A 23,245-nucleotide genomic window follows, 5' to 3' on the forward strand; every position below is an offset into this window, starting at 1 on the left:
GGAAAACTCCGGGTCCAGCCGAACCTGTCTTAGAAAGGGCCTCTGGCAGAGGGGCGTTTTCTAAGACGCGGTTCGAGCATCGGGAGGCCGCCACTCGGGACGGTGGCCATGAATTGATCCGAACGTGTCGTCTCGAATGGTCAAGGCGCCGGGGCCCGGCGGCGCCCTTGACCGGTGAGAAAATAAAAAGGTGACATCTGACATGGCTCAATCGTTCCTTGGCCAGAAACGTCTTCGCAAGTACTACGGCAAGATCCGCGAAGTGCTGGAAATGCCGAACCTCATCGAGGTCCAGAAATCCTCCTATGACCTGTTCCTGAACTCCGGTGATGGCGCCAAGCCCGCCGATGGCGAAGGCATCATGGGCGTGTTCCAGTCGGTCTTTCCGATCAAGGACTTTAACGAGACCAGTGTTCTGGAATTTGTGAAGTACGAGCTGGAAAAGCCGAAGTACGACGTCGAGGAGTGCATGCAGCGCGACATGACCTATAGCGCGCCGCTGAAGGTCACCCTGCGCCTGATCGTGTTCGATGTCGACGAGGACACCGGCGGCAAGAGCGTGAAGGACATCAAGGAGCAGGACGTGTTCATGGGCGACATGCCGCTCATGACGCCCAACGGCACGTTCATCGTGAACGGGACCGAGCGGGTGATCGTGTCCCAGATGCACCGTTCGCCGGGCGTGTTCTTTGACCATGACAAGGGCAAGACCCATTCCTCGGGAAAACTGCTGTTCGCCTGCCGCATCATCCCGTATCGCGGCTCGTGGCTGGACTTCGAGTTTGACGCCAAGGACATCGTATTCGCCCGTATTGACCGTCGCCGCAAGCTGCCGGTGACGACGTTGCTCTATGCCTTGGGCCTAGACCAAGAAGGCATCATGGATGCCTATTACAAGACCATCTCCTTCAAGCTGGAGAAGAAAAAAGGTTGGGTCACGCCCTTCTTCCCCGATCGTGTCCGCGGCACCCGGCCGACCTATGACTTGGTCGATGCCGGAACGGGCGAGGTGATTGCCGAGGCTGGCAAGAAAATCACCCCGCGCGCGGTGAAGAAGCTGATCGAGGAAGGCACCGTCAAGAGCCTGCTGGTTCCGTTCGGGCACATTGTCGGCAAGTTCGTTGCCAAGGATATCATTAACGAGGAAACCGGCGCGATCTATGTCGAGGCTGGCGACGAGCTGACCCTGGAATACGACAAGGACGGCGACCTCGTTGGTGGTACCGTCAAGGAACTGCTGGATGCGGGTATCACCGATATTCCGGTTCTGGACATCGACAACATCAACGTAGGCCCCTATATCCGCAACACAATGGCGCAGGACAAGAACATGAACCGGGAAACCGCGCTCATGGACATCTATCGCGTCATGCGTCCGGGTGAGCCGCCCACCGTCGAGGCCGCCTCGGCCATGTTTGACACCCTGTTCTTTGATAGCGAGCGCTATGACCTGTCGGCCGTTGGCCGGGTCAAGATGAACATGCGTCTCGACCTTGATGCCGCCGACACCCAGCGCACCCTGCGCCGCGAAGACATCATTGCCTGCATCGGTGCGCTCGTCGAACTGCGCGACGGCAAAGGCGACATCGACGATATCGACCACCTGGGCAACCGCCGCGTGCGATCCGTCGGCGAGTTGATGGAAAACCAATACCGCGTCGGTCTTTTGCGCATGGAGCGCGCGATCAAGGAACGTATGTCCTCGGTCGAGATCGACACGGTCATGCCGCAGGATCTGATCAACGCGAAACCGGCCGCCGCCGCCGTTCGTGAATTCTTCGGCTCGTCGCAGCTTAGCCAGTTCATGGACCAGACCAACCCGCTGTCCGAGGTGACGCACAAGCGTCGTCTTTCGGCGCTTGGGCCGGGCGGTCTGACCCGCGAGCGTGCCGGTTTCGAAGTGCGCGACGTTCACCCGACCCACTATGGTCGGATGTGCCCCATTGAGACACCCGAAGGTCCGAACATCGGTCTGATCAACTCGCTGGCCACCTTTGCCCGTGTCAACAAGTACGGTTTCATTGAAACCCCGTATCGTGTTGTCAACGACGGACAGGTTACCGACGAGGTGCACTATATGTCCGCGACCGAGGAAATGCGTCACACTGTGGCGCAGGCCAACGCGACGCTAGACGAGAACGGCAGGTTCGTGAACGAACTGGTCAACACCCGTCAGGCCGGCGACTATACACTGGCCCCGGTTGAAAACGTGGACCTGATCGACGTGTCGCCGAAACAGCTGGTTTCGGTTGCTGCCTCGCTGATCCCGTTCCTTGAAAACGACGACGCCAACCGTGCTCTGATGGGTTCGAACATGCAGCGTCAGGCGGTTCCGCTCCTGCGGGCCGAGGCACCGTTGATTGGCACCGGAATCGAGGCCAAAGTCGCCATCGACTCGGGCGCGGCCATCCAGGCCAAGCGTGCTGGCATCATCGACCAGGTCGATGCGCAGCGGATCGTGATCCGGGCCACCGAAGATTTGGAACTGGGCGACGCGGGTGTCGATATCTACCGCATGCGCAAGTTCCAGCGCTCGAACCAGAACACCTGTATCAACCAGCGTCCGCTGGTTAAGGTGGGCGACATGGTTTCCAAGGGCGAGGTAATTGCAGACGGCCCCTCGACCGATATGGGCGAACTGGCACTCGGCAAGAACGTGGTCGTGGCCTTTATGCCGTGGAACGGCTACAACTACGAGGACTCGATCCTGATTTCCGAGCGCATCGCGCGTGATGACGTCTTTACCTCGATTCACATCGAGGAATTCGAGGTCGCTGCCCGTGACACTAAGCTGGGGCCGGAAGAGATCACCCGCGATATCCCGAACGTCGGTGAAGAAGCGCTGCGCAACCTCGACGAGGCGGGCATTGTCTATATCGGTGCCGAAGTACAGCCGGGCGACATTCTGGTGGGCAAGATCACCCCCAAGGGCGAAAGCCCGATGACCCCGGAAGAAAAGCTTCTGCGCGCCATCTTCGGCGAGAAGGCATCGGATGTGCGCGACACCTCGCTGCGGGTGAAGCCGGGCGATTACGGCACCGTGGTTGAGGTTCGGGTCTTCAACCGCCACGGTGTCGACAAGGACGAACGTGCGCTGCAGATCGAGCGCGAGGAAGTCGAGCGTCTGGCCCGTGACCGGGACGACGAGCTGGCGATCCTGGACCGCAACATCTATGCGCGTCTGAAATCGCTGATCATGGGCAAGGTCGCGGTCAAGGGTCCCAAGGGCATCAAGCCGGGTTCCGAGATCACCGAGGATCTTCTGGAAACCCTGACCCGTGGTCAGTGGTGGCAGCTGGCCCTGGAGAACGAGGAAGACGCCAAGATCGTCGAGGCACTGAACGAGCAGTACGAGCTGCAAAAGCGTGCTCTGGATGCCCGGTTCGAGGATAAGGTCGAAAAGGTCCGCCGCGGCGACGACCTGCCACCGGGTGTAATGAAGATGGTCAAGGTCTTCATCGCGGTGAAGCGCAAGCTGCAACCGGGCGACAAGATGGCCGGCCGTCACGGCAACAAGGGTGTGATTTCGAAAGTGGTACCGATGGAGGACATGCCGTTCCTCGCGGATGGTACTCCGGTCGACTTCTGTCTCAACCCGCTGGGTGTGCCGTCGCGGATGAACGTCGGTCAGATTCTGGAAACCCATATGGGCTGGGCCGCACGCGGCCTTGGTCTGCGGATCGATGATGCGCTGCAAGAGTATCGCCGGTCGGGTGACCTGACCCCGGTGCGCGACGCGATGCGCCACGCCTATGGCGAGGACGTGTACGAAGAGGGCATCTCGGGACTGGACACCGACGCGCTGGTCGAAGCCGCAGGCAACGTCACACGCGGTGTGCCGATCGCGACGCCGGTGTTCGACGGCGCGAAAGAGGCTGACGTTAACGACGCGCTGACACGCGCCGGGTTCGACACCAGCGGACAGAGCATCCTGTTCGACGGCCGCACCGGCGAACAGTTCGCGCGCCCCGTGACCGTGGGCATCAAGTACCTGCTCAAGCTGCACCACCTGGTCGACGACAAGATCCACGCGCGTTCGACCGGGCCGTACAGCCTGGTTACCCAGCAGCCGTTGGGCGGCAAGGCGCAGTTCGGTGGTCAGCGCTTCGGGGAGATGGAAGTCTGGGCTCTGGAAGCCTATGGCGCCGCCTATACCCTGCAAGAGATGCTGACGGTGAAGTCGGATGACGTGGCAGGCCGGACCAAGGTCTATGAATCGATCGTCAAGGGCGAGGACAATTTCGAAGCGGGCATTCCCGAGAGCTTTAACGTTCTGGTGAAAGAAGTCCGTGGCCTCGGCCTGAACATGGAACTCCTGGATGCGGAGGTGGACGAGTAAGGGCCGCGCGCCCTTACCCCATCATCCCTTCCGCACGAATTTGAGGAAAACAAATGAACCAGGAACTGACGAACAACCCGTTCAACCCGCTGACGCCGCCGAAGGTCTTTGACGAGATCAAGGTTTCGCTGGCCAGCCCCGAGCGTATCCTTTCGTGGTCCTATGGCGAGATCAAGAAGCCCGAGACCATCAACTATCGCACGTTCAAGCCCGAGCGTGACGGTCTGTTCTGCGCCCGTATCTTTGGCCCGATCAAGGATTACGAATGCCTTTGCGGCAAATACAAGCGCATGAAGTATCGCGGCGTTGTCTGCGAAAAATGCGGTGTGGAAGTCACCCTGCAAAAGGTCCGGCGCGAGCGCATGGGCCATATCGAACTGGCCGCGCCCGTTGCGCATATCTGGTTCCTGAAGTCGCTGCCCAGCCGGATCGGCCTGATGCTGGACATGACCCTGCGGGATCTGGAACGCATCCTCTACTTTGAAAACTACGTGGTCACCGAGCCGGGCCTGACCGATCTCACCTACGGTCAGCTGATGACCGAAGAAGAGTACATGGATGCCCAGGACCAGTTCGGCATGGACGCCTTCACCGCCAATATCGGCGCTGAGGCGATCCGCGAGATGCTGTCCCAGATCGACCTGGAGGCCGAAGCCGAACAGCTGCGCGCCGATTTGGCCGAAGCCACCGGCGAGCTGAAGCCCAAGAAAATCATCAAGCGGCTGAAAGTCGTCGAAAGCTTCCTCGAGTCTGGCAACCGTCCCGAGTGGATGGTGATGACCGTGATCCCGGTCATTCCGCCGGAACTGCGCCCGCTGGTGCCGCTGGACGGCGGCCGCTTTGCGACCTCGGACCTGAACGACCTGTATCGCCGGGTGATCAACCGGAACAACCGTCTGAAGCGCCTGATTGAGCTGCGCGCGCCCGACATCATCGTCCGCAACGAAAAGCGTATGCTGCAAGAGTCGGTCGATGCCCTGTTCGACAACGGTCGCCGTGGCCGCGTGATCACCGGCGCCAACAAGCGTCCGCTGAAATCGCTGTCGGACATGCTCAAGGGCAAGCAGGGCCGGTTCCGTCAGAACCTTCTGGGTAAGCGGGTCGATTTCTCGGGCCGTTCGGTCATCGTGACGGGCCCGGAACTCAAGCTGCACCAGTGCGGCCTGCCCAAGAAGATGGCGCTGGAACTGTTCAAGCCGTTCATCTATTCGCGGCTCGAGGCCAAGGGCCTCAGCAGCACCGTGAAACAGGCCAAGAAACTGGTCGAAAAAGAGCGTCCCGAGGTCTGGGATATCCTGGACGAGGTGATCCGCGAGCACCCGGTTCTGCTCAATCGCGCGCCGACACTGCACCGTCTGGGCATCCAGGCGTTCGAGCCGATCCTGATCGAAGGCAAGGCCATTCAGCTGCATCCGCTGGTCTGCTCGGCATTTAACGCCGACTTTGACGGCGACCAGATGGCTGTTCACGTGCCGCTGAGCCTTGAGGCCCAGTTGGAAGCCCGCGTCCTGATGATGTCGACCAACAACGTTCTGTCGCCCGCCAACGGCGCGCCGATCATCGTGCCGTCGCAGGACATGATTCTGGGTCTTTACTATCTGACCCTGGAACGCGAAGGCATGCCGGGTGAAGGTAAGGTCTTTGGCTCGATTGACGAGGTGCAGCACGCACTCGACGCAAAAGAGGTGCATCTGCACACTAAGATCACCGCGCGTATCAAGCAGATCGACGACGAGGGCAACGAAGTTTATGAGCGGGTCGAGACCACGCCGGGCCGTGTGCGCCTGGGCGCGCTCTTGCCGTTGAACAACAAGGCTCCGTTTGAATTGGTCAACCGTCTGCTGCGCAAGAAGGAAGTGCAGCAGGTAATTGACACCGTGTACCGCTACTGTGGTCAGAAGGAATCGGTGATCTTCTGCGACCAGATCATGACCATGGGCTTCCGTGAGGCGTTCAAGGCCGGCATCTCCTTCGGCAAGGACGACATGGTGATCCCCGATGACAAGTGGGGTATCGTCGAGGACACCCGCGAGCAGGTGAAGGACTTTGAACAGCAGTACATGGACGGCCTGATTACCCAGGGCGAAAAGTACAACAAGGTCGTCGATGCTTGGTCCAAGTGTAACGACCGCGTCACCGAGGCGATGATGAACACCATCTCGTCGGTCAAGAAGGACGAGAACGGCGCCGACCAGGAACCGAACTCGGTCTACATGATGGCCCACTCGGGCGCGCGGGGCTCGGTGACCCAGATGAAGCAGTTGGGCGGCATGCGCGGCCTGATGGCCAAGCCGAACGGGGACATCATCGAGACGCCGATCATCTCGAACTTCAAGGAAGGCCTGACCGTTCTTGAATACTTCAACTCGACCCACGGCGCGCGCAAAGGTCTGTCGGACACCGCCCTGAAGACGGCGAACTCGGGTTACCTGACCCGTCGTCTGGTGGACGTGGCGCAGGACTGCATCGTGCGTGAGCCCGATTGCGGCACTGATCGCGGCATCACCGCCGAGGCCGCTGTCAACGACGGTGAAATCGTCGCCTCGCTGGCCGAGCGTATCCTGGGCCGTGTCGCGGCCGACGATATCCTGCGCCCGGGTACGGATGAGGTGATTGTGGCCGCTGGCCAGCTCATCGACGAACGGATGGCGGATGCCATCCACGAAGCCGGTGTGCAGACCTCCCGTGTCCGGTCGCCGCTGACCTGCGAAAGCGAAGAGGGCGTTTGCGCCCAGTGTTACGGTCGTGACCTGGCGCGCGGCACCCGTGTGAACATCGGCGAGGCTGTCGGCATCATCGCCGCGCAGTCGATCGGTGAGCCGGGGACACAGCTGACGATGCGGACCTTCCACATCGGCGGCGTTGCCCAGGGTGGTCAACAATCGTTCCAGGAAGCCAACCAGGACGGCACCATCACGTTCGAAAATCCGCAGCTTTTGCTCAATGCCGCAGGCGAAAGTCTGGTCATGGGCCGCAACATGAAGTTGCTGATCAAGGACGCGCAGGGCGAGGAACGCGCCAGCTTCAAGCTGGGTTATGGTTCCAAGCTGTTCGTCAAGGACGGTGCTACGGTCAAGCGTGGCGACAAGCTGTTCGAGTGGGACCCCTACACCCTGCCGATCATCGCCGAGAAAGCCGGTACCGCGAAATATGTCGACCTCGTTTCGGGCCTTGCGGTGCGCGACGAGACCGACGAAGCCACCGGCATGACCCAGAAGATCGTAATCGACTGGCGCGCGGCTCCGCGCGGCAGCGAGCTGAAGCCCGAGATCATACTGGTCGGTGAGGACGGAGAGCCGGTGCGCAACGATGCCGGCAACCCGGTGCACTACCCGATGTCGGTAGACGCGATCCTGTCGGTCGAAGACAGCCAGACCGTCGAGGCCGGTGACGTCATCGCCCGTATCCCGCGCGAAGGCGCCAAGACCAAGGACATCACCGGGGGTCTGCCTCGCGTGGCTGAACTGTTCGAGGCCCGTCGTCCCAAGGATCACGCGATCATTGCCGAAGCCGATGGCTATGTGCGGTTCGGACGCGACTACAAGAACAAGCGTCGCATCACCATCGAACCGTCGGACGATCGTCTGGAGCCCGTCGAATACATGGTGCCCAAGGGCAAGCACATCCCGGTGCAGGAAGGCGACTTCGTGCAGAAGGGTGACTACATCATGGACGGCAACCCGGCCCCGCACGACATCCTGTCGATTCTGGGTGTCGAGGCTCTGGCCAACTACATGGTGAAAGAGGTGCAGGAGGTCTATCGTCTGCAAGGCGTGAAGATCAACGACAAGCACATCGAAGTCATCGTGCGTCAGATGTTGCAAAAGTGGGAGATCACCGACAGCGGCGATACGACCCTGCTGAAGGGCGAACATGTCGACAAGCAGGAGTTCGACGCGGCAAACGAGAAGACGATCGCCCGCGGTGGTCGTGCGGCCTCGGGCGAACCGATCCTGCTCGGGATCACCAAGGCTTCGTTGCAGACCCGTTCGTTCATCTCGGCGGCCTCCTTCCAAGAAACCACCCGTGTTCTGACCGAAGCTTCGGTTCAGGGCAAGATGGACAAGCTCGTCGGTCTCAAGGAAAACGTCATCGTCGGCCGCCTGATCCCGGCGGGTACCGGTGGTGCGACTCAGCGGGTCCGTCATATCGCGACGCAGCGCGACAACGTGGTGATCACGGCCCGTCGCGAAGAGGCTGAGGCCGCCGCGGCTCTGGCCGCTCCGATCATGGATGCCGAAATCGTAGACGACGATTTTGACTCGCTGGTCGACACTCCGGAAAGCCGCAACTAACCAAGGCGAACCGGAAACGGAAAAAAGAGACCCCCGCGCTTGCGTGACGCATTCCGTGCGGTGGGACACAAAATCGCACACTTCGCAGTAAACGAAGATGCTTAAGATATGGCCGCTCCCACACGGGATGCGGCCATATTTAGTGAGGAACGCCGAACACCTTCGCGCATAAAGTGTTTCAAGGCTTTCCTTTTTGGGATTTGCCACACTCGATCAAACCTTTCCAAAATGCTGGTAAGTCCGCCTGAATATCCCGTTTTCAGGAATTCCAGGCGACTTGCGGCCACATGGCTCAAAGCGGCAGAGTAAACTGTGAATTTAACACTGCAAAAGTGGCATAGTTGGAATCATACGCCAGTCAGCCGTAGCCTGTGAACGAACCCATCCTCCTTGGTTTGATCGTAGATCCCCATGTCGGGGTGGGCTTTGGGCTGCCAAACCCGTCCAAATTCAAGTGCACAGGAAACAGGAACCGCCGGAAAGACCATTACTTCGACATCCATGCCGTGCTCATTCTTGATTTCGTCAAGGGTTGAGCGAACGATTGTCCTGAAACGGCTCAAGTCGTCTTTGTGTCGGATAACCCCGTGCCGTTGCGGATTGCTCCGTATCTCCCAGATGGAGACGTCGTCACCAACTGCAGCAGTGATCCGATCATCCGTAATGTGTGAAGTGATTGATAGCTTCAAGGCGACCCGCTTGGGCCCCTGGATGCCTTTCGAGGAAGAAAACTCAACCTCCTGCCCTTCTTCAGGCCAACCCCACTGGGCAGGTTCACGGTGCCGTTCATAAATTTCAGCCTCTGAAATATCAGAAATGAGGCGCCCCAACTCCATCAGGAGAGGGATAGGAGCCAGGCCAAATACTGACAGATGACGAATATCGCCACTTTCGAACCGACCTCGGATTTTCTTTTCAAAGTCATCTCGCAGAACCGCAGGCTGAACGGACCAATAGGTTGGGTCACTGTCTTTGAAGTGCATCCCTCTAACCTTGATTTCGGCAGGCCGGCGCTCGGCGGGCGTCCTATCGGGCATGATGGCGTCCACGCAATCGTCGAAAGGCACAGCTGTCTCATTTGGGCCAATCGGCGCTGAAAATTGCAAAATGTGTGAACGACTATCAGGCCCGGAGGATAGAACAGTATCAACCCATTCTTCGTGTTCGCGCTTCATTTCCAGGAGCAGTTCTTCAGGGTAATCGGGCCAGGTCTTTTCTCCGTCGATCACGCGGTGATGCTCATCGCACATCAACATGATATTGTCGGCACAGTCTGAAAGGAGATACGACCTTTCTGGATCTCCTCTCTTTCCTCCCGGCGAAGATGCGACAATATGGGCGAGATAGGCCTTGTTGAAATCATACTCCCCGGAAAGAAGGTCATAGTCGAGTGGCTTGCGACAGTTCCTGAACTGGCACCTTCCAGCGGCGCGGCCCCAAACCAACAGCTTGGTCACTTCTCGCAGGGGCTGTCCTCGATTGCTCATTTCATTCTTGCTCGCTCTTTTATTGAACCCGGCGGAAGGGCCGGTTTTTGTGAATGCGTCGTTGAATCCCAATTGGAGTCAACGGTCTGCGCTTCTTGGTAAGGCGCTCCAGCCACCGCTGCGCATCGTCTTGAGGTAGGCGATGAACCAAGCCAGAAAGCAGAGCAGCGCAACACCCTGAGGTCACTTCGCCGCTTCCACATGGACAGTGCGCATCTTCGGATGCAGGAAGGCACTCATTGTTGATCCGCCACGACAATATGTTCTTCACCGTGACTACGTCTGACCGGCAGCCGATAAACTCGGCGACGGCCTGAGCGAACCCCTCTTCTCCATGAGCCCAATCATCAAATGGCCAGTGCCCCTTGCGGCGTTTTAGCAGCTGGCTGAGAAAGAAATTCCGGAATGGACCATTGAAATAGCCGGCGATTGAAATGTCCTTCGCAGAGGCTTTCCATGTTTCGAAGACGGTAATGCAGCACTCTCCGTTGGCGCTGCAATGGTAGTCGTCTTTTCTGGGAATAGACCGATCCAGAACTACTACAACAGGTTCTGTTTTCGGGTAGTCAGCCTCTACGGTCACACGCACTTTGTGCTGTGCGAAGGCCCCCATATCTCTGTGCTCGGGCAAATGAGGCAACAAAGCATAGGTTCCTTCTACGACAACAGCCTCACCTTGTTCTGAGACTCCCAGGTAGGGCTGATCGACGTAGAGTGCGTCCTTGATATCGCGGACGAGGTGCCAGACCTCGTCACTCAATGTCGAGCCAAGGCTTTGTGGCATTACCTTCAGCCTCAACTTTCTGAGCTTCAGCTACAGCTGCCGTTGTGCCAGCAGCGATCATGGCTGCAGCAAGGCCAAGTTTCGGAGACACTTTACGAATGGTCGCCTCAGTCATAGCCGCTTTGAAGGGCTCCGGGAATTCGTTGAAACGGCTGACGGTGAGATAAGACAGGAAATCCTGACGCGCCCTGCTGACCCATTTCTCAAAGTTTCGCCGTTTTTCAGAGACTTCACCCCACTTGTCGGCGAAATTCTCGCGGGGATATGATGGGTTGGAAATGACAGCTGGATCCCCCAGTTCTGCAATCCGCCTCTCCATCTTCGGAAGGATGTTCTTCAGAGTATCCGAAATTGTGCGTTCACCTTGATACGCCTCAGCCGCGATCGTCGTGATGATGATCGAGATCGGCTTGTGTTTGTCCCCATCGAACATCACGTCTCGGTGCCTCTTCAAGAGCTTGATGGCGTCTTGCAGGGGTGTCCGCACTTCATAGCTGGGTATTTCTTCGACCTTGGCATAGGCGCGCCCTTCGGCGTTCATCCGCAACCTGGCTTCCTCCAGGACTGTTTCTTGGCGAACACGGAACCATCCCGCATAGCCTTTGGGGTTGCTGATCAGCCATTCTGCACCGCGGAAATGATATCCAGGATGCTTTTTGTCGGTGATACCAATAGCCGTTTCAGAGAGGCGCTGAACAAGCCCGACATCAGGGCTGTAGCCCCTCATCTGCGTCGTGAAATCGTCCCGCGCGGGAATGCCGGGCAGGATATCCATGTGGAAATTCGCAGAATCCTGGTATTCGAGCGTCCAGCACCGGCGAGCATCATCGGGTTCGCTGCTCATGTTTTGAGCTTTCGCATACCCATGAATTTCGACGCCTACCGCTTGCTTGAGCTCCTCTTGGGACATTTTGCTTTTGGAGCCATGCTTGAGTGAGCAGACGACATCTACATCATAGGCATCTCCATCCCCCACAGGGCGAATGACGGTGCCGAGCGCAAACGAACCCTGAGAGGAAATCACCGGTCCAAGCCCATGGATGGTTGAAGCGGGCCGATCAAGCCATTCGCCAATTGACCTGTAACGGGTCCTGGCCTTTTCATCATAGCTCGGAGGAATCGAGATTTCGTCGACCAGAGCTCGCAAAGCTTCTTCTTTCGTCGTGATTTTCTTGCCAGCAGGCGCGTTCATTCGGCTGTCCCTATCTTGTTTTCACACACTCCATTATGGGGGAACAGAGTAAGAACAATACAAGATGATGCGCAAGAGATTCTGCGAGAAATGTGTTTTACAACCTAAGCCTGCTTTTCAGACAATACCTTCTTGGACTTCCCCGTCTTCCTTGATCGCTCAAAACGAGCGCCCAGTTTTGTGCCCATGTAGAGCCAGGGACGATAAAGAACGCGGTAGAGGTCAGGGGGTGTTTCAGAGCCGTCCTTCTTTTTGGTGAACGCATCCATTCCGTGCCTCATGGCTGGCGTCTTCTTCGCAGGCATCCGCTTCGGTTTTGGTGGGAGGTCGATGAATTCATCTGTCCCAGGTATCGGCATCCCCCGCTGTATCATCACTGGCGGGTCGATCAGGTCGTCAATCTCTGCATAAGGGCACGCATAGCTGCGCTCCTCGAAGAAGTTGTAGTGGACCCGGTAGATATTGAGAATTGAAACCAGGATTTTCGGTTTGAAGATTGCCCCCTGAATATAGCTTCCACCGACGCGCGCGCCACCGCTATCAGCCCGGTCCGCAACGCTGAGGCGCGTGCGCAGTGAATTCATAAAGCTGCTAACTGGCTGCAAGGTTGCCTTGTAAACCAGGGGAGAAAGCTCTGCCCTCAGGTCAACATCGAGCTGCTCCTGGTCGTATGGAATCCGTTTGAGGGATTGGCGGAATGGGCGGGGCACGATCGGAAATCCAACCACCTTGCTGATCTCGCCGCTTGCTTCAGTTGGCGACTTCACCCACAGGCTTGGAAAGCTCTTGGTTTTGTAGTTGGATATCTGAAACGGCGAAGATGTGCCCCGAAGGGCTGTTGAGAGACCGCTGGCGATATACGCTTCTGTGATCGCTTGCTCGTCCATGTCCGGACTAAACCGGCCGTCATATAACCCTTGGTCGCGGAACTTCTTTCGGGCTCGTCGATAGCCGTTGACCAGCCTTTGCCTTTCCGGTTTTGTCGCCTTCTTGTTGAATGACATGGCAAGCCAGGTGAAGCGGTTCTCGCGGATCTCTTGGTCGAATATGTGAGGCAGTAGAGGTGGAAGTGTTGCCTCCTGTTCCGTTGTCAGGACTATTGAGCCATAAGGCAGCATCTCCTTCAGCAGGGCAAAGTGTGCACCCTTGGTGTAGGTGTCCCTGGTGGTCACGCCCTTAAACGATCCCCGTTCGTCTGTGTCATTGAAGGGGAAGCCAAACCAACCTTCGGAGATCTCGCGGATCTTGGTGATCATGCCGTTGGTGCGGTCTATAATCTCTTTGCGTTCGTCCTGCTGATCCTTGGTCTTCTTTGGCATCCGCCGCTTGGCACGTATCTGGAACGCTCGAATCTCGTTCACGCAGGCCCCAAAAAACTGGCTTTCGTGAAACCGGCCGGTTGGGCGTTGCCAGGAAAACTTCGGTGCCGATGCGACCTTACTCCCAGGGTATTCTTGCGAGAGGTTTTGAGGCTGCCCGTCTTCATTCAGATAAGTCGAATTGAAAACGTCAAGGGGTGCAACCCTGGGATCGAAATCAACATCGAGCCGATACACGTAACCACTACGTGCATCAGCGGTGACCGCGCAGTTCAATTGAGTATTCCGCCGGTCTGCCGCAGTTTCCCAGTTAACTGTCAGAACCATGTCATCATGGCTAAGGCGGTGCTCGATCAACTCTCCGCTCTTTTCGACCTTCGCCTTCCAGCGGCGCAGCATCTCGCGTTCGTAGGCCAGGTAGACCTCCTCGAACCAAGCGATACGATCGTAGATGCGGGACATGCCGATGCTTTTGCCGGTCGCAATGCTGAGGGTTCTTTGAATATCAATGATACCTGCGCTGTTCAGGATTGCAGCGAGGATGCGAAGGTTGTCCGCCGTATTCTTTTGCCCGGCATGGGGCAAGGATACAGAAAAGCGCGCGCCTTTTTTGCCTTTGCACGGTTTGTGCACCACTCGAATGGATTTTGGAGCGGCTTTTTTCTTCGTAGGCTTGCCATCCCGATCCTTGGTTCTTTCGTGAGTGCCATTCAGTGCAAACTCGTCAGGCTTGTCGAGAAGGCGAATCCCGCAAGCGCCGCATGCTGGTCCATCGAGGACGCCATTGTAGTTCCGCAACCGGTCGATCTCTTCCTCCAGGTGGACCGGAGAAAGGATTGAGAACCCTGATTTGCATGGTGCGCCATCCCGTGTCTGACCGAGGCACTGAATGGTCCGCTGATCCGACCACTCGTGGGGATTGTGCTCAAACTGGAAAGAGCTGGAAACGCGAAGATGTTTCCCCTTGGATCCAGCCAATTTGTAGGCGCCAGGTCCATTGGTCTCAAAGAGCTTCAGCTGTTCTGGAGTAAGATCTGGCCGCTTTGATCGCCAGAGTTCCCGCCGCTCCGCGCGCTCCGTCATTGGCTGACCGAAGTTGGAGCAGTCCGGATTACTGCAGGTGTTGAGCATGTGCTCGCCTGAGCCCGGGTAAAGCTGCGAGAGTTTGAAGTTGAATGTAGCCAAGCCTGCCATCGGAACCTCAGACCTGCGCGGTTCCGCCTCGAGTCGTTTTTCCGACCAGAAAGCAGAAATCTCGCGCAATTTGGAGTGGTCACGGAAGAAAATCCGTGGATTCCGCACCAATGCGAACATCAAGCTTGTGACCGATAGATATTGGCTCTATTTTGAAAATCAGAAGCGAAAATGTTTGGTTTGATCAAACTTTCTTCGCACGGAGTGACCGTTTGCGGTGCCCGAGAAAATTTTCTCGGGATTTCGCCTTTCGACATTGGCATCTGCACGTCATTTTTTTCGTTCAAAAACAAAACCCTGCCGCGACGCGCGCGACAGAGTTTGTTGTTAGCGTGTCCCACCACACGGAATGCGTCAGCGCTTGCGCGGGGGTTCTTCTTTTGCCTGGATCACATTGCGGCGAAGCGTTCAGGCAAGAGAATGATATCGGTATCCTCGGGCATGGCACCGGCCGCCGTCAGCATTGCGTGGATCTGACCCCGGTGATGGGTCTGGTGGTTGAAGAAACCGAGTACCAGTGTCCTGCGTGGCGTGACCTGCTCGCCATTCAGAATGACAGAAGTCCATTTAAGACTGCCTTCAAACCAATCGGGTGAAACCCTGTGCGCCCAATCGAGGATGCTCTGATCCAGGGCAGCGCGCTCGTCCGGGAACTGACTCCAATCCTTGACGGAATTGACCGAGTCCTTGCCGCCGACCGTCGGCGGCGGTGTCTGGGCGAACCGGCTCAGCCATAGCTGATCGGCCCAATAGAGATGTGACAGGGTTCTGCGGATCGACCCGAAAAACGCCCCCCTGTCCTGTTCAAGTGCGGTTTCGTCCAGGTCGCCGGCCGCCGCCAGCAGGCTTTGGTTTTGCCACATGTTGTATCTGGCCATGGTCAATACATAATGCTTGTCGGGCATGACGGCTCCTTTGTTGCGATTGTCCGGGGGAGGGCGGCCTGAGGATGCGCTGTTCAGCGCTTAGGCCGGATTGAGCGATGCCATGATGGCATCGCACCGGCGCAGCCTAGCAGGCTCTGCCTCGGCAGCACAGCCATTGAGGCGGCCAGCGAAATCTGACAACCTCGCCCTATGGCCCACGCGAACAAGGTTCTCCGATCCGTCAACCTGGATGGCGAAACCATCTGCGTCGACGTTTTTGTTCGACCGGACGGATCCTTTGGGTTCGACGAGTTCCGCCGCGACCCCGAAGATGGGCGCGGCTGGTACAGCATCGGCCACCACGGGATGCGCAGCTATTCCAGCGAGGAGGCGGCTTTGCGTGCCGCTGTCGATACGGTCGGTTGGCTGGGCGACGCGCTCGACACCTGAAACCGCCCGAATCCTGTGGCTCTGTCAGAGGGAAGCGGGTAACGCTAGGCCATGGTTCGCAGTCCATTCAGTTCCATCGGTTTGATCCTGCTTCTTTGGTGCGCTGGTCTGGGCGCGGCGGGACAGTTTGCCAAGATTGCCGTTCCCTTTGACCTGATCGGGGCGCGTTATCCAGACAGCGGCGCGGGGCTTGGTCTGTTGCTTTCGATGATCAGCTTTGCCGGGATCGTGCTGGGGCTGACCGCGGGTATTTTTGTCGCCCGGTACGGGTTCCGGCGGCTGCTGGTGATCGGGTTGATGGTGGGTGCTGGGTGTTCGATCTGGCAATCGACGTTGCCCGGGTTTCCCGTGATGCTGGCCAGCCGAGTTGTCGAGGGCCTGTCGCACCTGGTGATCGTTGTTGCTGCGCCGACCCTGATTGCCCAGGTTTCCAGCGACCGCTTGCGTGGGTCGGCGATGACGCTCTGGAGCACATTCTTTGCCGTGGCGTTCTCGATCGTGGCCTGGCTTGGTCTGCCGCTGGCACAGGTCTTTGGTGTCCAGCTGCTGTTTCTGATTCATGGTGGCGTCATGGCGGCCCTTGCCGCACTGGTCTGGTGGTGGTTTCTGGATGAGGACAATTCACCGGCCGTTCCCGGCGATCACCTGGGTCTTGTCGAGATACTCCAACAGCATCGGGCAGCCTACAGGTCGGCCTTCATCGCCGCTCCGGCCATGGGCTGGCTGTTCTACACGCTGACATTTGTGTCGCTGGTGGCGATCCTGCCGGGTTTGCTTCCGCATGGACAGCGTGCGGCGGTGGTCGGGCTTATGCCGGTGGCCAGCATTGGTGTGTCCCTTTTGATCGTGACGCCATTGCTGCGATACTGGCCCGCGGTGCGTATCGTGATGGCCGGGTTTGCGCTGTCTGCTCTGGTGCTTTGCGGCCACTGGCTGGGTTTTCCGCCCGCCGCGACCTGCATCGCACTGTTTGCCGCGCTGGGGCTGGTGCAGGGGGCGAGTTTCGCCTCGATCCCGCAGTTGAACGCAACGGCCCGCGACAGGGCGCTGGCAAATGGGGCGATGGCCCAGATGGGCAACCTGGGAAACACTCTGGGCACCCCGGTTCTGATGCTTGTTCTGCAACGCGGGGGAACGGGCGGAATGCTGGCGGTGGTGATCCTGTTCTATGTCGTCGGCATTCTCTTGCATATGTGGATGCAGCGGCGGCGCGACCTGAGTTGAAGTCTGTCGCGCTATCTTGCCATTTTCCGCATGGCAGGCCAGAACGGGTCTGTTAGCTTGTGAACGAACGCTCGGGCGGCGCCGACGATGGTTCCCTGCGAAGAGGTCGGAACATGTCACCCAATACTCGCGGGGCGTTGTTGATGATGGGCAGCATGGCCGCCTTTACCGTCAACGACGCAATTGTCAAACTGCTGGGCGGCAGCCTTCCATTGTTCCAGATCATCACCCTGCGCGGGGCCTTGACCTCTGTCTGGGTTTTCCTTCTGGCTCGGCATCTGGGGGCGCTGCACCTGAGGTTCGACCACCGCGACCGAGTGCTTGTGGCGATGCGGTGCGTGTCCGAAATCGGGGCCACCTTCTTCTTTCTGACCGCGCTGATGAACATGCCGCTGGCGAATGTCACTGCCGTCTTGCAGGCTTTGCCGCTCACCGTCACCCTGGGGGCGGCCCTGATTTTTGGCGAACCTGTGGGCTGGCGGCGCATGCTGGCCATCGGTATCGGGTTTTGCGGGATGCTGCTGATCGTTCGGCCGGGACCGGACGGGTTCACGACACACGCCATCTATGCGCTGCTGGCCGTCACCTGCGTGACCGCGCGCGACCTGATCACGCGTCGGATGTCATCTCATGTTCCGTCCATGGTTGTCACACTGGCGACGGCCCTCACGGTTACCGGTCTTGGTCTTGTGGGATCCCTGACCGTTTCCTGGGTGCCGCTCGACCTGCAATCAGGTCTTTTGGTATTTGGCGCGTCGGTCTTTGTCCTGATCGGATACCTGTGCAGCGTCATGGTGATGCGCGTGGGCGAGGTGGGGTTCATCGCGCCGTTCCGCTACACCAGCCTGGTCTGGGCCTTGGGGCTGGGTTGGCTCATCTTTGGCAATTGGCCCGATCCCGTCACCATGTTGGGCGCGGGACTGGTTGTCGCCACCGGTCTGTTCACCCTGTTCCGCGAACGCTCACGCCGCAGGGGAAGCTGAGAAGATCTCCTTCACCCGCGCATTGTCGACGTTGAACCGGGCCTTGAAATAGGCCTCGGACTCCGGATCCAGCGGCGTATACTCGAATTGTTTGGCCCCCGGTTTGGCACGCGAGTCGTTGAAGTCGTTATGCCCGCGCAACATCATGTCCTCGCCCGGCACGGTGATGGTCGGCATCGAGGTCCACAGCTTGTGGTGCCCGTGATGCATGATCCCTTCGGTATGGCCCGGGGCGACGATTACGCCCAGTGCAATGGCGCTGTAGGCGAATTGAAACGGGGAAACTTCGATCCCGCGCGCGCCGCAGCGGAACACGTAGCCGGTGTTGAAATCTACCGCCACCGCCGGGTGTCTTTGCCAGAACGCGCGGGTATCCTCGGCCACCTGCCGGTAGCGTTCGATAAAATCACGCGCCATGCCGTCGTCATCGTCGAGCCGGAACTGCAGGCAAGGTGTGTCGATATCCTGCCGGGCCTCGTCCAGCGCGCGCGCCATGGCCGTGCGGTGACGCAGCGGAGGAAAGGCGCGAATGCGGATCTGGGGAACGTCGCGGGTCAGATCCTGCAAACGGACCAGATAGCGATCCGGGAAACACTCGCCGATGGCGATGACAAAATCGAAGTCGGGGTCGGTCTGCCCGGCGATGGTCGGCAGGGTGATCGCCTCGAACTGGCGGAACCTGTCGTCCATGCGTTCCGGGGCATAGAGATAGGCGCGGCGTTCGTCCAAGGTTTCATGCATGATCTTGAAACCACCGTGACCAAGATAGCTAAACCGGCAAAGACCCAGAACCTGCATTGTCATCTCTCCGAAAACACCTGTTTGACGCGCTCTTCCCGCACCGCGAAGCGGGCGGCAAACTCGGCTTTCTGCGCTTCGGTCAATGGCTCCACGGGGACCGGTTTCACCTTTTTCTGGCGCGAGTCGTTATAGCCGTTGTGGGTTCGGACCCACATCGGGGCATCGCTCAGGCTGACCACTGGCATGAACCGGCCAATCTTTTCATGGGCAAAGTTCATGATCGTCAGATGGCATCTGCCCGCCACATACATGCCCAGCGACGCGACATAGAGCGACCGGACGGTTTCGGTGGCCAAAATACCTTGGGTGCCCAGCTCGGCCACGTAGCCGCGGTTGAAATCCACCGCCACCGTGCGGTTGTCGCGGATCAGTCCGGGACAGTCACGCACAGTCTGGCGCAACCGTTCGATGAAATCGACCGAGATCGCATCGTCGTCATCGTGTCGGAATTGCAGGCACGGTTCGGAGGGATTCGTGCGGGCCGCGTTCAGGAGCTCCTTCATCACCTCGCGCTGGGGACGGGGTGGTTCCGAAACGATGCGAACCTGCGGCATATCGGCAGTCAGGTCATTCAACCTGTCGCGGTGCAACTTGGGCAGGCTATCGCCAATCACGATGATCATTTCGAAATTCTGATCGGTCTGTTCGCGCAGACAGGGCAGGGCGACGGTTTCCATCAACTGGAACCGCTCTTCCATCCGATCCTCGGCATAAAGATAGGCAATGCGTTCGTCTATGGTTGCATGCTCGACCTGAAACCCTCCAAAAGCCGGGTACGAGAACCGGCACAGGCCGATGGCTTGCATGTCCTTGCTGTCCATGAATAAACCTGTAAATACGAGTTGCCATGACATTGGCAGCCCTCTACCCGCTTGGCAACATTGGCCGGGGCTGTTGACACTGCTGCCGACTCCCCCTATTACGCGCAACATCTCGGAAACCGGGGACATCCCATATCCGATTTCAAATAGACGTGGTCAAGGTCCGGACAATTTCGTCGTCCCGATCCTCTGAGAACCAACCGCGACGTTCACCTCGGAATGGGAACGCTCGCGGGTTTTGTGTTTGCGTTAGCGCAAGCGCGCAAAGAATGAAGCCGCACGCAGCGCGCGTGCATGACATGTGTGTTGCAAAACGGGGAAGAAACCGGAATGCCAACGATTCAACAGCTGATCCGCAAACCGCGGCAGCCGAAAGTAAAACGCTCGAAGTCCCAGCACCTGGAGCAGTGCCCGCAAAAACGCGGCGTCTGCACCCGCGTGTACACCACCACTCCGAAGAAGCCGAACTCCGCTATGCGGAAAGTTGCCAAGGTTCGCCTGACCAACGGTTTCGAAGTGATCTCCTACATCCCCGGTGAAAGCCACAACCTGCAAGAGCACTCGGTTGTTCTGATCCGTGGCGGCCGTGTAAAAGACCTTCCCGGCGTGCGTTACCACATCCTGCGCGGTGTTCTGGATACCCAGGGCGTCAAAAACCGTAAGCAACGCCGTTCGAAGTACGGCGCGAAGCGTCCGAAGTAAGAAGGAGAGACGAGCATGTCGCGCCGTCACGCTGCAGAGAAACGCGAAGTTCTGCCCGACGCCAAATATGGCGACCGCGTTCTGACCAAGTTCATGAACAACCTGATGATCGACGGCAAGAAGTCGGTCGCAGAAACCATCGTCTACAACGCGCTGACGCGCGTCGAGACCAAGATCAAGCGCGCCCCGGTGGAAGTGTTCCACGAAGCGCTCGACAACGTGAAGCCCTCGGTCGAGGTTCGTTCGCGTCGTGTCGGCGGTGCCACTTATCAGGTGCCGTGCGAAGTGCGCCCCGAGCGTCGTGAAGCCCTGGCGATCCGCTGGCTGATCACCGCCGCCCGCAAGCGCAACGAAAACACCATGGAAGAACGCCTCGCCGGCGAGCTGCTGGACGCTGTCCAGTCGCGCGGGACTGCCGTGAAGAAGCGCGAAGACACCCACAAGATGGCCGAAGCCAACAAGGCCTTCGCCCATTATCGCTGGTAATAGGAGCGAGCAGACATGGCACGCGAATATCCCCTCACGCGATACCGCAACTTCGGTATCATGGCCCACATCGACGCGGGCAAGACCACCACGACCGAGCGTATCCTTTACTACACCGGCAAGTCGCACAAGATCGGTGAAGTCCATGATGGCGCCGCCACCATGGACTGGATGGAGCAGGAACAGGAACGCGGGATCACCATCACCTCGGCCGCCACGACCACGTTCTGGCAGCGCCAGGAAGATCCGACCGCCGAAGGTACCTCGGACACCAAGTACCGCTTCAACATCATCGACACTCCCGGCCACGTTGACTTCACCATCGAAGTCGAGCGTTCGCTGGCGGTTCTCGACGGTGCCGTCTGTCTGCTGGACGCCAACGCCGGCGTCGAGCCGCAGACCGAAACCGTGTGGCGTCAGGCTGACCGCTACAAGGTTCCGCGCATCGTGTTCGTCAACAAGATGGACAAGATCGGCGCTGACTTCTTCAACTGTGTGAAGATGATCAAGGACCGCACCGGCGCGATCCCCGCACCGATCGCCCTGCCGATCGGCGCCGAGGACAAGCTGGAAGGCATCGTCGACCTGATCAAGATGGAAGAGTGGGTCTGGAAGGGTGAAGACCTCGGCGCAAGCTGGGTTCGTCAGCCGATCCGCGAAGACCTTCAGGACGTTGCCGAAGAATGGCGCAACAACCTGATCGAGCTTGCCGTCGAACAGGACGACGAGGCGATGGAAGCCTATCTCGAAGGCAACGAGCCCGACGAAGCCACCCTGCGCAAGCTGATCCGCAAGGGCACCCTGTCGCTCAGCTTCGTCCCGGTTGCTGCCGGTTCGGCGTTCAAGAACAAGGGCGTTCAGCCGCTGCTGAACGCGGTCATCGACTTCCTGCCGTCGCCGCTCGACGTGCCGGCCTATATGGGCTTTGCCCCGGGTGACGAAAACGAAGAGCGTAACATCGCCCGTTCTGCCGATGACGCGCAGCCCTTCGCGGCACTGGCGTTCAAGATCATGAACGACCCGTTTGTCGGCTCGCTGACCTTTACCCGTATCTACTCGGGCGTCCTCAAGAAGGGCGACCAGATGATCAACTCGACCAAAGGCAAGCGCGAGCGCGTTGGCCGGATGATGATGATGCACGCGATCAACCGCGAGGAGATCGAAGAAGCCTTTGCAGGCGACATCATCGCGCTGGCAGGTCTGAAAGAGACCACCACCGGCGACACCCTGTGTGATCCGTCCAAGCCCGTGGTTCTCGAAACCATGACCTTCCCGGATCCGGTGATCGAGATCGCAGTCGAGCCCAAGACCAAGAACGACCAGGAGAAGATGTCTCAGGGTCTGGCCCGTCTGGCCGCCGAAGATCCGTCCTTCCGCGTCGAAACCGATCTGGAATCGGGTCAGACCATCATGAAGGGCATGGGTGAACTTCACCTCGACATCCTGGTTGACCGTTTGAAGCGCGAATTCAAGGTCGAGGCCAACATCGGTGCCCCCCAGGTGGCCTATCGCGAAACCGTGTCCAAACAGGTGGAGCACACCTACACCCACAAGAAACAGTCGGGTGGTTCGGGTCAGTTCGCCGAGGTCAAGCTGGTCATTTCGCCGACCGAACCGGGCGAAGGCTATTCCTTCGAGTCCAAGATCGTTGGTGGTGCGGTTCCAAAGGAATACATCCCCGGCGTCGAAAAAGGCATCAAATCGGTGATGGATTCGGGCCCGCTGGCCGGTTTCCCGGTTATCGACTTCAAGGTCGCCCTGATCGACGGCAAGTTCCACGATGTGGACTCCAGCGTTCTGGCCTTCGAAATCGCCGCCCGCATGGGTATGCGCGAAGGCATGAAGAAGGCCGGTGCGAAACTGCTGGAACCCATCATGAAAGTCGAAGTGGTGACTCCGGAAGAATACACTGGTGGCATCATCGGCGACCTGACCTCGCGTCGGGGCCAGGTGTCGGGGCAGGAGAACCGCGGCAACGCGATCGCAATCGCTGCGTTCGTGCCGCTGGCCAACATGTTTGGCTACATCAACACCCTGCGTTCGATGTCGTCGGGCCGCGCCCAGTTCACCATGCAGTTCGATCACTACGATCCGGTGCCGCAGAACATCTCGGAAGAGATTCAGGCGAAATTTGCATAACCCGAGGTGCGTGGGAAACCACGCACCCCGTCCTTCCTGTTGGTGCGCATGATCGCGCGCCGTCTGTAAGAAAAAAGGAGCTTTGCAATGGCAAAGGAAAAGTTCGCGCGTACGAAACCGCACGTCAACATCGGCACGATTGGGCACGTTGACCACGGCAAGA

The 23,245-nt window shown here is 58.6% G+C and carries 16 protein-coding genes; 8 read left to right on the plus strand and 8 right to left on the minus strand.

Going from position 1 to position 23,245, the window contains the following annotated elements; all coding sequences use genetic code 11:
• Positions 1 to 202 precede the first annotated feature (202 nt).
• Positions 203 to 4,339, plus strand: a complete 4,137-nt coding sequence (gene rpoB / locus OEZ49_RS19290; RefSeq protein ID WP_263389818.1) for a DNA-directed RNA polymerase subunit beta — start codon at positions 203 to 205, stop codon at positions 4,337 to 4,339.
• Between the two features lie 53 nt (positions 4,340 to 4,392).
• Positions 4,393 to 8,634 carry a DNA-directed RNA polymerase subunit beta' gene (gene rpoC, locus OEZ49_RS19295; protein WP_263389819.1) on the plus strand — a complete coding sequence of 1,414 codons (4,242 nt, stop codon included), beginning with the start codon at positions 4,393 to 4,395 and terminating at the stop codon, positions 8,632 to 8,634.
• 347 nt (positions 8,635 to 8,981) lie between these two features.
• Here rpoC and OEZ49_RS19300 read toward each other — a convergent pair whose 3' ends face one another.
• The 5 genes from OEZ49_RS19300 to OEZ49_RS19320 form a co-directional block, all read right to left on the minus strand.
• Positions 8,982 to 10,091 carry an SAVED domain-containing protein gene (locus tag OEZ49_RS19300; RefSeq protein WP_263389820.1) on the minus strand — a complete coding sequence of 370 codons (1,110 nt, stop codon included), beginning with the start codon at positions 10,089 to 10,091 and terminating at the stop codon, positions 8,982 to 8,984.
• Positions 10,092 to 10,140: 49 nt separating this feature from the next.
• The gene (locus OEZ49_RS19305; protein ID WP_263389821.1) at positions 10,141 to 10,905 is read right to left on the minus strand and encodes a hypothetical protein; all 765 of its coding nucleotides are present in this window, start codon (positions 10,903 to 10,905) and stop codon (positions 10,141 to 10,143) included.
• A complete protein-coding gene (locus OEZ49_RS19310) occupies positions 10,874 to 12,097 on the minus strand; it encodes a nucleotidyltransferase domain-containing protein (protein ID WP_263389822.1) in 1,224 nt (407 codons plus the stop codon). Before OEZ49_RS19310 ends, OEZ49_RS19305 begins: the two co-directional genes overlap by 32 nt.
• A gap of 104 nt (positions 12,098 to 12,201) precedes the next feature.
• A complete protein-coding gene (locus OEZ49_RS19315; protein ID WP_263389823.1) occupies positions 12,202 to 14,733 on the minus strand; it encodes a hypothetical protein in 2,532 nt (843 codons plus the stop codon).
• Positions 14,734 to 14,999: 266 nt separating this feature from the next.
• Complete coding sequence (locus OEZ49_RS19320; protein WP_263389824.1) at positions 15,000 to 15,515, minus strand: DinB family protein; 516 nt, start codon at positions 15,513 to 15,515, stop codon at positions 15,000 to 15,002.
• Positions 15,516 to 15,686: 171 nt separating this feature from the next.
• Here OEZ49_RS19320 and OEZ49_RS19325 point away from each other — a divergent pair, with 171 nt between their 5' ends.
• The 3 genes from OEZ49_RS19325 to OEZ49_RS19335 all read left to right on the plus strand — a co-directional run bounded on the left by OEZ49_RS19325 (position 15,687) and on the right by OEZ49_RS19335 (position 18,133).
• Positions 15,687 to 15,926 (plus strand): hypothetical protein, encoded by a 240-nt coding sequence (locus OEZ49_RS19325; protein WP_263389825.1) that lies wholly within the window; start codon positions 15,687 to 15,689, stop codon positions 15,924 to 15,926.
• 51 nt (positions 15,927 to 15,977) lie between these two features.
• The gene (locus tag OEZ49_RS19330; protein ID WP_263389826.1) at positions 15,978 to 17,150 is read left to right on the plus strand and encodes an MFS transporter; all 1,173 of its coding nucleotides are present in this window, start codon (positions 15,978 to 15,980) and stop codon (positions 17,148 to 17,150) included.
• A 113-nt stretch (positions 17,151 to 17,263) separates the two neighbouring features.
• Positions 17,264 to 18,133: a DMT family transporter gene (locus OEZ49_RS19335; protein WP_263389827.1), complete on the plus strand. Its 870-nt coding sequence runs from the start codon at positions 17,264 to 17,266 to the stop codon at positions 18,131 to 18,133.
• Here the strand turns inward: OEZ49_RS19335 and OEZ49_RS19340 are convergent.
• A complete protein-coding gene (locus OEZ49_RS19340; protein ID WP_263389828.1) occupies positions 18,113 to 18,937 on the minus strand; it encodes a putative rhamnosyl transferase in 825 nt (274 codons plus the stop codon). The genes OEZ49_RS19335 and OEZ49_RS19340 overlap by 21 nt on opposite strands.
• Positions 18,934 to 19,740, minus strand: a complete 807-nt coding sequence (locus tag OEZ49_RS19345) for a putative rhamnosyl transferase (RefSeq protein ID WP_263389831.1) — start codon at positions 19,738 to 19,740, stop codon at positions 18,934 to 18,936. Before OEZ49_RS19345 ends, OEZ49_RS19340 begins: the two co-directional genes overlap by 4 nt.
• Positions 19,741 to 20,085: 345 nt before the next feature.
• On the opposite strand from OEZ49_RS19345, the gene rpsL reads away from it, so the two are divergent.
• Genes rpsL through fusA form a run of 3 tightly spaced genes read left to right on the plus strand, consistent with a single transcriptional unit; the run spans position 20,086 to position 23,082 of the window.
• Positions 20,086 to 20,457, plus strand: coding sequence for a 30S ribosomal protein S12 (gene rpsL / locus OEZ49_RS19350; protein WP_093034637.1), 372 nt, complete (start codon positions 20,086 to 20,088; stop codon positions 20,455 to 20,457).
• Positions 20,458 to 20,472: 15 nt separating this feature from the next.
• Positions 20,473 to 20,943 (plus strand): 30S ribosomal protein S7, encoded by a 471-nt coding sequence (rpsG, locus tag OEZ49_RS19355; protein WP_093034634.1) that lies wholly within the window; start codon positions 20,473 to 20,475, stop codon positions 20,941 to 20,943.
• 15 nt (positions 20,944 to 20,958) lie between these two features.
• Positions 20,959 to 23,082 carry an elongation factor G gene (gene fusA, locus OEZ49_RS19360; RefSeq protein WP_263389829.1) on the plus strand — a complete coding sequence of 708 codons (2,124 nt, stop codon included), beginning with the start codon at positions 20,959 to 20,961 and terminating at the stop codon, positions 23,080 to 23,082.
• Here the strand turns inward: fusA and OEZ49_RS23080 are convergent.
• A partial coding sequence (locus tag OEZ49_RS23080; protein WP_203583137.1) for a hypothetical protein occupies positions 23,064 to 23,245 on the minus strand: 182 nt, incomplete at its 5' end. The genes fusA and OEZ49_RS23080 overlap by 19 nt on opposite strands.

Source organism: Ruegeria marisflavi, from assembly GCF_025673445.1.
Lineage (GTDB): Bacteria > Pseudomonadota > Alphaproteobacteria > Rhodobacterales > Rhodobacteraceae > Ruegeria_B > Ruegeria_B marisflavi.

What these genes read in the sequence shown, in the direction of transcription:
- rpoB (WP_263389818.1), top strand. Translation starts at nt 203, where the DNA reads ATGGCTCAATCGTTCCTTGGCCAGAAACGTCTTCGCAAGTACTACGGC.
- rpoC (WP_263389819.1), top strand. Translation starts at nt 4,393, where the DNA reads ATGAACCAGGAACTGACGAACAACCCGTTCAACCCGCTGACGCCGCCG.
- OEZ49_RS19305 (WP_263389821.1), bottom strand. Translation starts at nt 10,905, where the DNA reads ATGCCACAAAGCCTTGGCTCGACATTGAGTGACGAGGTCTGGCACCTC.
- OEZ49_RS19310 (WP_263389822.1), bottom strand. Translation starts at nt 12,097, where the DNA reads ATGAACGCGCCTGCTGGCAAGAAAATCACGACGAAAGAAGAAGCTTTG.
- OEZ49_RS19320 (WP_263389824.1), bottom strand. Translation starts at nt 15,515, where the DNA reads ATGCCCGACAAGCATTATGTATTGACCATGGCCAGATACAACATGTGG.
- OEZ49_RS19325 (WP_263389825.1), top strand. Translation starts at nt 15,687, where the DNA reads ATGGCCCACGCGAACAAGGTTCTCCGATCCGTCAACCTGGATGGCGAA.
- OEZ49_RS19330 (WP_263389826.1), top strand. Translation starts at nt 15,978, where the DNA reads ATGGTTCGCAGTCCATTCAGTTCCATCGGTTTGATCCTGCTTCTTTGG.
- OEZ49_RS19335 (WP_263389827.1), top strand. Translation starts at nt 17,264, where the DNA reads ATGTCACCCAATACTCGCGGGGCGTTGTTGATGATGGGCAGCATGGCC.
- OEZ49_RS19340 (WP_263389828.1), bottom strand. Translation starts at nt 18,937, where the DNA reads ATGACAATGCAGGTTCTGGGTCTTTGCCGGTTTAGCTATCTTGGTCAC.
- OEZ49_RS19345 (WP_263389831.1), bottom strand. Translation starts at nt 19,740, where the DNA reads ATGCAAGCCATCGGCCTGTGCCGGTTCTCGTACCCGGCTTTTGGAGGG.
- rpsL (WP_093034637.1), top strand. Translation starts at nt 20,086, where the DNA reads ATGCCAACGATTCAACAGCTGATCCGCAAACCGCGGCAGCCGAAAGTA.
- rpsG (WP_093034634.1), top strand. Translation starts at nt 20,473, where the DNA reads ATGTCGCGCCGTCACGCTGCAGAGAAACGCGAAGTTCTGCCCGACGCC.
- fusA (WP_263389829.1), top strand. Translation starts at nt 20,959, where the DNA reads ATGGCACGCGAATATCCCCTCACGCGATACCGCAACTTCGGTATCATG.